Genomic DNA, 13,766 nt, shown 5'->3' with positions numbered 1-13,766 from the left:
GCCGACGCAGGCAATGTGGATCCAATGACTTCCGACAGCATCGTCCTGCTCGGCCCGATCGTCCGGTACGTCGGCACCGAGACGGCGACCCTGTGGTTCGAGATGGCCGAATCGTCGACGGTTTCCGTGGTCACCGACGCCGGCGTCCGGGGTTCCGAACGTACGTGGGGAGTGCACGGCCACCATTACGCGCTGGTACCGCTCGAAGGACTGCCGGCCAACGCAACGGTGAACTACGAGGTGTTCGTCGACGAGCGTCGCGTGTGGCCCCCGGAAGGTCGGACGGCGGCCATCCACACCGTCGACGCCGAGGGACCCGTCACGTTGGCCTTCGGCTCGTGTCGGCGCGGTGACAACTACAGCGACGAATCCTTGAAGCAGATCGGGGCCGACGCCTTGGCCGGGCTGGGGAACGCGCTGATCGAGCAGGATCCGAGTCGATGGCCGCAGGCGCTGCTGCTCCTCGGTGACCAGGTCTACGCCGACGACCCGTCCCCGGAGATCGTCGAACGACTCCAGGCGCGCCGGAGCTCGGGCGAGGGACCGCAGAGCGCCATCGGTACCGACGCGGAGAACGAGATCTGCGATTTCGAGGAGTATTCCTGGCTGTACCGGGAATCGTGGGGACTCGAGCCGGTACGGACTCTGATGGCGAGCATCCCGTCGTGCATGATCCTCGACGACCACGATCTGCGCGACGACTGGAACTCGTCGGCCTCCTGGCGTCGGGACATCGTGACACGGCCGTGGTGGAACGATCGTGTGGTCGGCGCGTACTCGTCCTACTGGGTGTACCAGCACCTGGGCAACCTCTCGCCCAAGGAGCTGGCGCAGGACGAGATGTACGCCGCAGTTCGGTCTGCCGACACCGACGCCGAGCGGGAGAAGCTGTTGGCCGACTTCGCGTTACGTGTCGACCGCAGGCCCGAGACCGGACGATGGAGCTTCTACCGAGATTTCGGCGACACTCGGCTGATCATGATCGACTCGCGGTGCTCGCGGAATCTGGATCCGAACAACAGAGAGATGGTCGACGAGAAGGAGTGGGCGTGGGTACGCGAGCGCGCACTCGAGAAGACCCCGCGACATCTGCTGTTCGGGTCGTCGTTGCCCTACCTCATGCTGCCCGCCCTGCACTACCTCGAACAGTGGAACGAGGCCGTGGCACAGGGCAGTTGGGGGTCGATGTCGGCCAAGGTGGCCGAGAAGATGCGGATCGGCCTCGACCTCGAACACTGGGCGGCCTTCACCAACTCCTTCAACGACATGGCGGCGTTGACGCGTGAGCTCTCTCGCGGCGAGAACACACCCGCCTCGATCATGTGGCTCTCGGGCGACGTGCACTGCTCGTACGTGGCGAACGCGGACTTCGGGGTCGGCGGGCGCGAGGTACCGGCCACGTATCAGCTGACCATGTCGCCGTTCCGCAATCCGCTCGATCTGCCGATTCGCGCCGTCAACAAGCTGGCCATCAAACGTCCCGCGGCCCGCATTCTGTCGAAGCTGGCGCGGGCGGCACACGTGGGCCCGTCCGGTGTCGAGTGGGAGGCCGAGGCGGGCCCCTGGTTCGACAACGGTGTCATGTTGCTGACCCTGCACGGCGACTCGGCCCGGTTGCGAGTGCACCACGCGCACGTCGACGATGCGGGCAAACAGGTGCTCACGGAGACGTCGGTCCTGGCCCTCGCCTAGCGGGCGAGTAAACGATTGGCCATCGCCGGGCCGATGAGGTTGGCTGGTTCGTTGTGGCCCACCTCGAACTGAACGACATCGTCTACTTCCTGCCCGACGGACGGCAGCTGCTCAACGGTGTCGGGTTTCGCGTCGGCGACGGTGCCAAGACGGCGTTGATCGGTCCCAACGGAACCGGCAAGACGACACTGACGCGGATCATCGCGGGGGACGAGACCCCCGACGAAGGATCGGTGTCGAGCTCGGGCTCGCTCGGGGTGATGCGGCAGTTCGTCGGTCAGCTGCGAGACGACTCGACCGTGCGTGATCTGCTGCTGTCGGTTGCGTCGCCGGCCGTGCAGACGGCCGCTGCGGCCCTCGACGCCGCCGAGAACACGATGATCGAGGTCGACGACGAGAAGACCCAGATGAGATACGCGCAGGCCCTCTCGGATTGGGGTGACGTCGGCGGTTACGACCTCGAGCCGTTCTGGGACAAGGTCACCACTGCTGCACTCGGAATGCCGTTCGACCGCGCGAAGTGGCGCGCTGCGTCGACCCTCAGTGGCGGCGAGCAGAAGCGTCTCGTGCTCGAGGCTCTGTTCGCCGGCTCGGACAATCTGCTCCTTCTCGACGAGCCGGACAACTACCTCGATGTGCCGGGCAAGCGCTGGCTCGAAGCGACCATCCGCGACTCCGACAAGTCCGTCCTGTTCATCAGCCACGACCGGGAACTCATCGCCAACGCCGCGAACCGGATCGTGACGCTGGAACCGGGCGTCAGCGGGGCCACCTCGTGGGTGCACGGCGGCGGGTTCGCGACGTATCACGCCGCGCGTGAGGACCGGAATGCTCGGCTCGACGAACTACGACGGCGGTGGGACGAGGAACTGGTGAAACTTCGGGCGCTGGTGCTGCGCCTGCGAGAGAAGGCCAAGTTCAACGACGGTGTCGCTGCTCGGTACCACGCGTCGCAGACTCGGTTGGCCAAGTTCGAGGAGGCCGGGCCGCCCGAGGCGGTGCCGCTGAAGCAGCACGTCACCGTTCGGCTGCGTGGCGGCCGAACAGCCAAGCGCGCGTTGGTGTGTACGGCGCTGGAACTGACCGGACTGATGAAGCCCTTCGACACCGAGATCTGGTACGGCGACCGCGTTGCGGTGTTGGGCTCCAACGGTTCCGGTAAATCGCATTTCCTCAGGTTGCTGGCCAACGGTGGCACCGATCCCGAGAAGGAGCACGAGCCGGTTCAAGAACTGGCACTCGATCCGGTTCCGCACACCGGCACCGCGGTGCTCGGCGCGCGCGTCCGGCCCGGTCTGTTCGCGCAGACCCACACTCGTCCGGATCTCGCGGGCAACACGCTGCTCGACATCTTGCACATGGGCAACGAACATCGTGACGGTATGGGCCGCGAGGCCGCAGGACGGGCATTGGACCGCTACGGTCTGGCCCGAGCCGCCGAGCAGTCCTACGACAACCTCTCCGGCGGCCAACAGGCGCGCGTGCAGATTCTGCTGCTCGAACTGTCCGGTGCCACCCTGTTGCTGCTGGACGAGCCGACCGACAACCTCGACCTCATGTCGGCCGATGCACTCGAAGACGCGATCGCCGCGTTCGACGGCACCGTCATCGCCGTGACGCACGACCGGTGGTTCGCCCGGAGCTTCGACCGATTCCTCGTGTTCGGCAGCACCGGTCAGGCCTACGAATCCGATGAGCCCGTATGGGACGAGAAGCGGGTGCAGCGCGCGCGGTAGCGTTTCCTCTCGTGAACGCGACTGATTCTCCCTATCTGGTCGGCCTCAATCTGGAAGGTCGACGCGTCGTCGTGGTCGGTGGCGGCACCGTCGCGCAGCGTCGATTGCCACTGCTCATCTCCTGTGGTGCCGTGGTGCACGTCATCACGCGCGAGGCCACACCGGCAGTCGAGGCGATGGCGACCTTCGGACAGGTGACGATGGAGTTGCGTGACTATCGAGAGGGCGACCTCGCCGACGCCTGGTACGCCGTCGCCTGCACCGACGAGGCCGAGACCAACATCGCGATCGTCGCCGAGGCCACCGCGTCCAGAATCTTCTGCGTGAGAGCCGATATCGCCAAGGACGGCACCGCCGTCACCCCGGCGTCGGCCGAATGGGACGGTCTGACCCTCGGCGTTCTCGCCGGCGGTGAGCACCGTCGATCGGCCGCGGTGCGCAATGCCGTGATCGACGCTCTGCAGTCCGGTGTGGTCGCCGATTCGGCGCATGCGCCGTTGACCGGCGTGGCACTGGTGGGTGGGGGACCGGGCGATCCGGACCTCATCACCGTCCGCGGCCGCAGGTTGCTCGCCTACGCCGACGTCGTGGTGGCCGATCGGCTCGCACCGCCCGAGCTGCTCGCCGAATTGGGTCCGCACGTGGAGGTCATCGATGCCTCGAAGATTCCGTACGGCCGCGCGATGGCGCAGGAGGCCATCAACCAGGCGCTGATCGACGGAGCGAAGGCAGGCAAGTTCGTCGTCCGGCTCAAGGGCGGCGACCCCTACGTGTTCGGTCGGGGATACGAAGAACTCGAAGCGCTCGCCGCCGAGGGAATCCCGGTCACGGTGGTGCCCGGAATCACCAGCGCCATCTCGGTGCCCTCGTCCGCCGGGATTCCGGTGACGCACCGCGCCGTCACCCACGAGTTCGTCGTCGTCAGCGGCCACGTGGCACCCGACCATCCCGATTCGCTCGTCGACTGGAATGCGCTGGCCAAGCTCAAGGGCACCATCGTGCTGCTGATGGCCGTCGAACGCATCGGTCTGTTCGCCGACGTTCTCATCGCCGGTGGTCGGCCGTCCGACACCCCGGTGATCGTCGTTCAGGAAGGCACCATGCGCACCCAGCGCGAAGTGCGCGCCACTCTGAGCACCGTCGCCGATGCTGTTCGCGACGCGGAGATCAGGCCTCCGGCCATCGTGGTCATCGGAACCGTTGCCGGTTTCTCTGTACACGCCGGTAACGTGAACGCCCGTGCCTGAATCATCGATGCCCGATACCTCCAGCACCGAGGTCAAGTACCCGGTGACGACCCGCGCGTTCGGGTTGGCGATCATCGTCCTGAGCGGCCTGCAGTTGATGGTGGTGCTCGACGGCACCGTCGCCAATCTCGCTCTGGCACCGTTGCAGGCCGATCTGGGTCTCTCCGATGCCGGACGCAACTGGGTGCTCACCTCGTACGCCCTCGCCTTCGGCGGGCTGATGCTCCTGGGCGGCAGACTCGGTGACGCCTTCGGCCGCAAGAAGATGTTCCTGGCCGGTGTCGTACTGTTCACCGTCGCCTCCCTGCTGTGCGGGCTCGCGGTCAACGAGGCGACGCTGGTAGCGGCTCGTGCGCTCCAAGGCGTCGGAGCCGCGGTGGCGTCGCCCACGGCGTTCGCTTTGGTGGCGACCACGTTCGCGCCGGGCCCGGTTCGAAATCAGGCCATCGCGATCTACGCGGCCATGACCGGTGTCGGCTCCATCGCCGGGCTGATCATCGGCGGTGCGTTGACCGAGGTGTCGTGGCGGTGGATCTTCCTGATCAACGTCCCCATCGGTGTCGTCATCGTGGTGCTCGCAGTCGTGTCGCTCCAGGAGACGGTTGGGGCGAGGCTACCGCTCGACGTGCCGGGAGCGATTCTGGCGACGCTCGGCTGCACCGGCGTTGTGTTGGCTCTGAGCGAGGGCACCGAACTGGGCTGGACCAACCCGATCGTCATCGTCTCGCTGCTCGCCGGCCTGCTGTTCCTCGGGTTGTTCCTGATGGTCGAGCGACGCGCCGACAACCCACTGCTTCCGTTCTCGCTGTTCGGCAGCCGAGACCGCGTGGCGACGTTCGTGGCCATCTTCTTCGCCGGTGGGGTGATGTTCTGCCTCGCCGCGTACGTGGCACTGTTCGTTCAGGACATCCTGGGATACAGCCCGTTGCACGCGGGCCTGGCGTTCGTGCCGTTCGCCTTCGGGCTCGGTGCCGCCGCATTCCTGGCCTCGCAGCTGGTGACGCGCATCGCCCCACGGTGGCTGATTCTGAGCGGTGCCGTCATCATGGTCGGTTGGCTGATGGTGTCGGTTGCGACCATGAACGCGGACTCGTCGTACTTCCCCGGACTGTTCTTCCCCGTCATCGGCATCGGATTCGGCGTCGGCCTGACGGTCGTGCCGCTCCCGCTATGCGCCATCGCCGGAGTGAGCCCCACCGAGATCGGCCCCTTGACCGCCATCGCCCTGGTTGCTCAGACCCTCGGCGGGCCCTTGGCGCTGGCCGTGATCGGCGCGCTGGTGACCTCCCGCACCCTGTCGTTGGGCGGCATTTCCGGACCGGCGACGCTGATGAACGACACCCAGCTCGATGCGTTGAGCTCGGGCTACATGTTCGCGCTGTTCTGCTGCGCCGTCTGCGCCGTGATCGCGGGAATCGCTGCGGTGTTCATTCGTTTCACCCCGCAGCAGGTCGCACAGGCCCAGGCCGCTCAGGAAAACGCCCAGAAGGGGTGACCAGCAGCGCCGATCACACGCCGAGGACGGCCTTGGCGATGAGGAAGTAGACGATCAATCCCGTCGCGTCGCAGAAGGTGGAGATGAAGGGTGTCGAGAAGACCGCCGGGTCGACACCGATCTTCCTGGCGATCAGCGGCATCGCTCCGCCGACAGTGGCTGCGAGTGTGCAGATCGACAACAGCGTCGTACCGATGACGAGCCCGAGGTGCCAGTCGTAGACGAGTCCTGCGATCACGAAGCCGAGGGTGCCGAGCATCGCACCCATCGTCGCTCCGACCCGAATCTCGCGAAACAGCACCGCGGCTATGTCTCGCGGTCGCACGTCACCGAGCGCGAGTGCCCGCGTGACGGTGGTCGCGGCCTGCGAGCCGGTGTTGCCCCCGGTTCCGGTCAGCAGCGGAATGAACAGCGCGAGAGTGACGACGGCGGCGAGCGCGTGCTCGAAGATCTCGAGCACCTGCACCGTGAGGATCGCCGACAGGGCCAGCACCAGCAACCACACCACGCGGGAGCGAACGATGGACAGCACAGGCGTCGACAGATACGGCCTGCGCAGCGGCTCCGAGCCGCCGGCGCGGGCAGCGTCCTCGTCCTCGGCTTCTTCCAGGATTCGTGACGACTGCTCGAGAGTGAGAATGCCGATCAGCCGTTGCTCGGAATCGACCACGACCACTGCAGGACTGCGGTGCTCGAAGCACAGCCGGGCAGCTTCCTCCGCCGACGAATCGGCCTTGACCACCGGATGATCCGAGTACAGCTTGCCGACGGGAGTGGTCGGTGCCGCAGTCGCCAGATCGGCGAGGGTCACCACCCCCAGCAGAGTTCGGTGATCGTCGGTGATAGGTAACAGGTACACCGACTCGGCGTCCGAGCCGGTGCGTCGCACGGCATCGAGTGCGTCGGCAGTGGTCGCGGCACTGCGCAGCCGAACGAACTCCGGACTCATGCGGCGACCGACCGACCCGCGCTCGTACCCCAGCATGGGGGCGGTGAGCGCGCGCTCGTCGGGAGACAGGCCAACCAACAGTCGATGTGCCACGTTGGACGGGAGTTCGTCGAGAAGTTCGACACGGTCGTCGGGGTCGAGATCCTCGAACAGAGCGATCACATCGTCACTGCGAAGACTCTCGAACAACTCGCCGCGAACGGTGGCGTCGAACCGCTCGAAGACGGTGACCGCTTCGTCCTTCGGCAGCAGACGAAACAACACCGCTCGTCGAGACGAGTCGACCCGCTCGAGCATGCGCACCGCATCGGTGGTCGACAGCTCGGCCATCAGGGTGGACAGGGCGGCCATGTCGCGGTCGGTCAGCAGATCGGACGTACGGGTCATGATGTCGTCGAGAGTTTCGGGCACGGAACCATTTTGCCTTGCGTACTAGCGGTGGACTCGAACACCTCAGCGCGAGAGGTCCGCTCGATCCGCCGCAGCCTGCCCCGAATCCCAGCCCTCGGCGTCCAGGCGGGGGCCGCGCATCGGCTTCGCCGTCGGGAACAGTCGATCGAACTCGGCTTCGACGGCGACGGTCTGCGCGGCGAGAATCGGTAGTAGATCACCTGATTCGTGACTGGCCTCTTCGAGTGCGAGCGCGTCGGCATCGGTGAGGCGGTCTCCGATGCGGACGGCATAGGCGTACAGAAACGCCTTGCCGAACGCCGCCGATCCGGCTTTCCTGCGCTTCTTCGCCTGCGGTGAATGCCCGAGGGCGCGCGTTGCCTGAACCAGCAGCGAGGTGAACAGCAACTCGGTCTGTTCCACGTCCACCGGAGCCCCGACCAGGGTTGCGACGGCGAACTCCGGATCCCAGATCGCCTTGACGCGGTTGGCGGTTGCGACGACGTGCAGCAGTTGCGCCTTGGCGGGCGCATGGGGGCCGTCGACATGTACCCGTCGGCCGTGAATGTCGATGTGGCCCTGAGAGAGCAGCATGGTGTCGATGGAGTAGCGCGTCATCAACTCTTGCGCCTTGGCCGTCAGTGTCTCGGCCTCCTCCTCGAAATCCGTGGCGTCGGCCTTGGCCAGCAGACCGCGAATCTTGCTCAGCATCTTGGTGTTCGGTGAGTCGGTACCGGCGACACCGGTCACCGTGGGACGAGTGCGCGGCCACTGGGACGGCTTGGGGCCGAGTTGAGGCCACCGGGGCAGCGTCTGCCATCGGCCGAGCAGGGTGAGTACGTCGAGCCATTGATCACTGGCTGCGATGTAATCGGACTTACCCGAGGAGGCCAGGTACGCGGTCAGGAAATCGGGCGTGGCCTCCACCCGCGCCGCAACCTTGGGGAACTGCTCACAGATCGTGGACATCTGATCCACCCAGTCCTGCGGGGCCCGTGCATCGGCGTCGGTGAGGTCGGCCTGATGCAGCAGCACCGCGGCAGCGAGATCGGCGACGGCCACCGTGTGCTGACGCCGCACGACATGCACCAGATCCATGGGCTGCCAGCCGTTTTCGTACATCGCCTCGATCATGTTCGTCAGCGCCCGAGAGCCGAGTTCTGTCGCGTCCATCGACACCAGCCGATCCGCGACGTCGTCGGCGACGCGCTGGCTCCTGGTCTTGCCGACCGATGCGTCGGCACCGAGGCGGAGCAGTCCCGGAATGTCGTTCATTCGGTGAGCACGATCAATTCGGTGCTCGACGCCACTTCGACCCGAAGGCCGGCCTTGGATGCAACGCGCGCAACAGCTTTCACGTCCTTCGGCTCGGCGGTGGTCAGGGTCAATGCGCGTGCCAGCAGACCCTTGTGATGCTTGTTGAAGTGGCTCACCACCGATCGGCTGCCGTCGGGCTTCTCGGTGAGTACCGTTGCGGTGATCGCGCCCGCGACGGGACCGAGTTGCTGATAGGTGCCCGATCGCAGGTCGACGACGATCCCCTCGTCCTCGGCGTCGATGGCATCGGAGAGTTCGGGCTTCCAATGTGATCGCAGCGTCCCGAAATTCGGAACGGTCGAGCCACCGGAGAGACGGTAGGACGGAATCGGATCGGAGGCACGGACGGCCCCGAACAGTGCCGAGCCGATCCACAGCCTCGCGTTCGCTCGGGCCCGACCGGCACGGGTGAACGACGCCGCGTCGAGGGCGTCGTAGAGCACGCCGGTGTACCGCTGCAGCGCAGGTGTGGTGGGTGAGGTCCACAACCGGGCGTTGCGTTCGATCTCGCCGACCTGAGTGGGGCCGAGGCCGAGCGCCGTGATCGATGCGTCGACGTCGCTGGACAGTTCCACCAGCGCGTCGGCGAGCTTTCGACGAAGCGGCGTCAGCGAGGGCAGCGACAGTCGGTCCAGATCCAGGGGTGCTCCGGAACCGCCGTCGGACTTCGTCTCGGAGGGAGGCAGCAGAATCAGCACGGGCTCGAGGCTACTCACTGCACGGCCGCCTGCTCACAGCCACTGCGTGAGCGACTAGTCTGACAACCTGTGATCACCCGTCTTTCGCAGTTGTTCCTTCGTACCCTTCGCGACGACCCGGCCGACGCCGAGGTCGACAGTCACAAGTTGTTGGTCCGCGCCGGTTACGTCCGCCGTATCGCGCCGGGCGTCTACTCCTGGTTGCCGCTGGGTCTGCGGGTGCTTCGGCAGGTCGAGCGTGTCGTGCGCGAGGAGATGAACGCCATCGGTGCGCAGGAGATATCCCTGCCCGCACTGCTGCCGCGCGAGCCGTACGAGACCACCAATCGGTGGACCGAATACGGCGACGCCCTGTTCCGGTTGCAGGATCGCAAGGGCAACGACATGCTGCTCGGTCCCACGCACGAGGAACTGTTCGCGCTGACGGTCAAGGCCGAGTACAACTCGTACAAGGACCTGCCGGTCACGCTCTACCAGATTCAGACCAAGTACCGCGACGAAGAGCGTCCCCGCGCCGGCATTCTGCGTGGCCGCGAGTTCGTGATGAAGGACTCGTACTCCTTCGACATGGACGAGGACGGACTGAAGAAGTCCTACGCCGCCCACCGTGAGGCGTACCAGCGCATCTTCGCCCGCCTCGGGGTCAGCTACGTCATCGTCGCCGCGACGTCCGGTGCCATGGGAGGCAGCGCCTCCGAGGAATTCCTGGCCGAGAGCGACATCGGTGAGGACACCTACGTGCGCTGCATCGAGTCGGGATACGCGGCCAATGTCGAGGCCGTCACCACGCCGGCACCTGCGCCGCTGCCGATCGAAGGGCAGCCCGCTGCCGTCGATCACGAGACCGGCGACACCCCCACCATCGCGACCCTGGTGGAGTGGGCCAACTCCGCCGATCTCGGACGCACCGTCACCGGCGCGGACACACTCAAGAACATCCTGCTCAAGGTGCGGGGCGCCGAAGGGGAGTGGGAACTGCTCGCCATCGGCCTGCCCGGTGACCGCGAGGTGGACGAGAAGCGCCTCGAAGCGTCACTCGAGCCTGCCGAATTCGCTCTGCTCACCGACGCGGACTTCGCGGCCAATCCGTTCCTCGTCAAGGGGTACATCGGGCCTCGTGCGTTGCAGGCCAACGGAGTTCGGTACCTCGTCGATCCCCGGGTGGTCGACGGCACGTCGTGGATCACCGGCGCGGACGTCAAGGGCAAGCACGTGGTGAACCTTGTCGCCGGTCGCGATTTCGTTCCCGACGGCACCATCGAAGCAGCCGAGGTGCGTGACGGCGACATGTCTCCCGACGGTCGTGGACCGCTCGTCAGTGCTCGCGGAATCGAGATCGGACACATCTTCCAGCTCGGCTACAAGTACACCGATGCGTTCTCTGTCGACGTCCTCGGTGAGACCGGCAAGCCGGTTCGCCTGACTCAGGGTTCCTACGGCGTCGGCGTCTCGCGTCTGGTCGCCGTGATCGCCGAGCAGATGCACGACGACAAGGGTCTGCGGTGGCCGTCGGAGGTTGCACCTGCCGATGTCCACCTGGTGATCGCGAACAAGGACGACGCTGCGCGAGCGGGTGCGGAATCCATTGCGACACAACTCGATTCCCAGGGCATCGAGGTGCTGTTCGACGATCGCAAGGCCTCGCCCGGAGTGAAGTTCAAGGACTCGGAACTGATCGGTGTTCCGCTGGTGGTCGTTCTCGGCCGCGGTTGGGCCGACGGCAAGGTCGAGATCCGTGATCGCTTCACCGGTGAGAGTCGCGAACTCGACATCGACTCGGCGGTCGAGGGGATCGTCGAGGCCGTGCGGCGCACACCGTAGGACAGTCTCGCGATCTTTCTGCGCGGTCGTTTACCCGCTGGTAGCTTCGGGTCACCGACTAGGAGAGGTCACACCGTGGCTCAGTATGCGCTGTTCGATCCGACAACGTTCGATCCGGCCGAACTGGACGAGGAATCTCGCCGACAACTGCGCGCACTGATCGAGTGGTTCGAAAGTCGCGGCAAGGGCAGACTCCTGGCCGACGATCTGGACAGCGTCTGGCCGGCCGACTTTCTCGAATTCGTCGCCGAGAAGAAGCTGTTCGCGACCTTCTCCACGCCCGCCGCGTACGCGGAGGGATCGCCGAACACGCGGTGGGACGCTGCACGCAACGCTGCCCTGAGCGAGGTTCTCGGGTTCTACGGACTGGCCTACTGGTACACCTGGCAGGTCACCGTGCTGGGTCTGGGCCCCATCTGGATGAGTGCGAACGACGACGCCAAACGCCGCGCCGCACGCGAGCTGGACCGCGGCGGTGTGATGGCGTTCGGACTGTCCGAGCGCGCACACGGAGCCGATGTCTACTCCACGGACATGCTGTTGACGCCCGCGTCCGAGGATTCCGAGCTCGAGTTCACCGCGTCGGGGGAGAAGTACTACATCGGAAACGGCAACGTTGCGGGCATGGTCTCGGTGTTCGGCCGACGCACCGACGTGGACGGACCCGATTCGTACGTGTTCTTCGTGGCCGACAGCTCGCATCCGGCCTATCGGCTTCGCGAGAGCGTCGTCCACGGGCAGATGTACGTCAGCACGTTCGCGCTCGAGAACTACCCCGTCCGGCAGCAGGACATCCTGCACACCGGTTCCGATGCGTTCTCGGCCGCGCTGAACACGGTCAACGTCGGCAAATTCAACCTCTGCACCGGCTCCATCGGCATCTGCGAGCACGCGTTCTACGAGGCGATCACGCACGCGAACAACCGAATTCTGTACGGCAATCGCGTCACCGACTTCCCGCACGTGCGCAGCGCATTCGTCGACGGCTACTCGCGTCTGATCGCCATGAAGCTGTTCAGTGCTCGGGCGCTGGACTACTTCCGCGGCGCGGGAGCCGAGGATCGGCGCTACCTCCTGTTCAATCCGATGACCAAGGCCAAGGTCACCTCGGAGGGCGAAACGGTCGTCCGTCTGTTGCACGACGTCATCGCGGCCAAGGGGTACGAGAAGAACACCTACTTCCGTGAGGCAGCCCAGTTGATCGGAACACTTCCCAAACTCGAGGGCACCGTGCACGTCAACGTCGCCCTGATGCTCAAGTTCATGCCTGCCTACATGTTCTCGCCCACCGACTACCCCGATGTCGGCACTCGGACCGAGCCGGTGGACGACAGCTTCTTCTTCGCTCAGGGCCCGGCAAGGGGTGCGAGTTCGGTGCGGTTCCACGACTGGAATCCGGTGTACCGGAAGCACTCCGGTATCCCCAATGTCGGACGGTTCTACGAGCAGGCGCAGGCGTTCAGGGCGTTTCTCGCCGAGTGCGCGCCCGACGAAGCGCAGCAGAAGGACCTCGACTTCCTGCTCGTGGTCGGCCACCTGTTCTCGCTCGTCGTCTACGGTCACCTTCTGCTCGAGCAGGCCGACGAGATCTCGACCGAGATGATGGACCAGATCTTCGATTTCCAGATCAGGGACTTCTCCGGTTACGCCGTCGCGCTGTACGGGAAGCCGTCGTCGACTGCTGCACAACAACAGTGGGCTCTGGATGCGATTCGCAAGCCGGTGGTCGACGAAGGCCGTTTCGAGACGGTCTGGAACGAGGTCGTCTCGTACGACGGTCGGTACGAGATGCGTCCCTGATCGTCACAGCGCTCCGGGATCGGTCGGAACGAGCTTCGTCCCGAACGCGCACATCGTCATCTCGTGCAGTCCGGCGCTGTCCTCGGGATGCTCCGGTGCCTGCATCGACATCAGGACGTTGAGAAGCATTCCGTGCGCGATGAACGCGCGTGCCTGATCTTCCGAACAGCCCGTTCCGTTGCGGATCTGGCTGTAGATCGCGCCCATTCCTTCTCGGGCCTGCCGGCCGATCTCGGGTACCGCCCCTGCGCCGAACCCGTGCATCATGACCATCAACAGGTCACGATCGGCCACCAGGTCGGCGTAGGCACCCCCGAGGTCGGCCCAGGTCCGGTCGTCGGTCGGGTCGAGGGGGCCCGAAGCCAGGACTCGGTCGAACGCCGTCATGATGCCGTCGATGGAGCGTTGGAACACGAGCCGGAACAATTCGACCTTGGTTCCGAACATACGGACCACGTACGGCTGCGATACGCCGGCCAGTTTCGCCACTGCGTCGGTACTCGTTCCGGCGTAACCCCCGCGTGCGAACGCCTGTGTCGCGGCGTCGAGGACGAGTTCGCGGCGGTCGGCCGCGTCCATCCGGGTGGCTCTGGGCTTGGCGATCGAGGCGTCGGACATGTT

At 65.6% G+C, this 13,766-nt stretch carries 10 protein-coding genes; 6 read left to right on the top strand and 4 right to left on the bottom strand.

Annotated elements, in window-relative coordinates; genetic code table 11:
• Positions 1 to 24 precede the first annotated feature (24 nt).
• From CH273_RS20585 to CH273_RS20570, 4 genes are read left to right on the top strand one after another with little or no spacing between them, the layout of a single operon-like run.
• The gene (locus tag CH273_RS20585) at positions 25 to 1,692 is read left to right on the top strand and encodes a DUF7800 domain-containing protein (RefSeq protein WP_032397825.1); all 1,668 of its coding nucleotides are present in this window, start codon (positions 25 to 27) and stop codon (positions 1,690 to 1,692) included.
• A gap of 53 nt (positions 1,693 to 1,745) precedes the next feature.
• Positions 1,746 to 3,428 carry an ATP-binding cassette domain-containing protein gene (locus CH273_RS20580; RefSeq protein WP_032397826.1) on the top strand — a complete coding sequence of 561 codons (1,683 nt, stop codon included), beginning with the start codon at positions 1,746 to 1,748 and terminating at the stop codon, positions 3,426 to 3,428.
• 11 nt (positions 3,429 to 3,439) lie between these two features.
• The gene (gene cobA / locus CH273_RS20575; protein WP_032398366.1) at positions 3,440 to 4,675 is read left to right on the top strand and encodes a uroporphyrinogen-III C-methyltransferase; all 1,236 of its coding nucleotides are present in this window, start codon (positions 3,440 to 3,442) and stop codon (positions 4,673 to 4,675) included.
• A 7-nt stretch (positions 4,676 to 4,682) separates the two neighbouring features.
• A complete protein-coding gene (locus CH273_RS20570; protein WP_032397827.1) occupies positions 4,683 to 6,170 on the top strand; it encodes an MFS transporter in 1,488 nt (495 codons plus the stop codon).
• 13 nt (positions 6,171 to 6,183) lie between these two features.
• Here CH273_RS20570 and mgtE read toward each other — a convergent pair whose 3' ends face one another.
• The 3 genes from mgtE to yaaA are packed head-to-tail and all read right to left on the bottom strand — an operon-like array spanning position 6,184 to position 9,524.
• A complete protein-coding gene (mgtE, locus tag CH273_RS20565; protein ID WP_094638050.1) occupies positions 6,184 to 7,530 on the bottom strand; it encodes a magnesium transporter in 1,347 nt (448 codons plus the stop codon).
• A 42-nt stretch (positions 7,531 to 7,572) separates the two neighbouring features.
• Positions 7,573 to 8,784, bottom strand: a complete 1,212-nt coding sequence (locus CH273_RS20560; protein WP_032397828.1) for a DUF2786 domain-containing protein — start codon at positions 8,782 to 8,784, stop codon at positions 7,573 to 7,575.
• On the bottom strand, positions 8,781 to 9,524 hold the full coding sequence (yaaA, locus tag CH273_RS20555; protein WP_032397829.1) for a peroxide stress protein YaaA: 744 nt from the start codon (positions 9,522 to 9,524) through the stop codon (positions 8,781 to 8,783). The genes CH273_RS20560 and yaaA overlap by 4 nt, the downstream gene beginning before the upstream one ends.
• Positions 9,525 to 9,593: 69 nt before the next feature.
• Between yaaA and CH273_RS20550 the strand changes: the two genes are divergently transcribed.
• Positions 9,594 to 11,345, top strand: coding sequence for a proline--tRNA ligase (locus CH273_RS20550; RefSeq protein WP_032397830.1), 1,752 nt, complete (start codon positions 9,594 to 9,596; stop codon positions 11,343 to 11,345).
• A 75-nt stretch (positions 11,346 to 11,420) separates the two neighbouring features.
• Entirely contained in the window at positions 11,421 to 13,145 is a 1,725-nt protein-coding gene (locus CH273_RS20545; RefSeq protein WP_032397831.1) for an acyl-CoA dehydrogenase family protein, read from the top strand.
• Between the two features lie 3 nt (positions 13,146 to 13,148).
• Here the strand turns inward: CH273_RS20545 and CH273_RS20540 are convergent, their stop codons facing one another.
• Complete coding sequence (locus CH273_RS20540) at positions 13,149 to 13,763, bottom strand: TetR/AcrR family transcriptional regulator (RefSeq protein WP_032397832.1); 615 nt, start codon at positions 13,761 to 13,763, stop codon at positions 13,149 to 13,151.
• Positions 13,764 to 13,766 lie beyond the last annotated feature (3 nt).

This window comes from Rhodococcus sp. 05-339-2, from assembly GCF_002258965.1.
GTDB lineage: Bacteria > Actinomycetota > Actinomycetes > Mycobacteriales > Mycobacteriaceae > Rhodococcoides.
The sequence above is the reverse complement of the archived record's forward strand: the minus strand, read 5'-3'. Positions and strand labels throughout refer to the sequence as shown.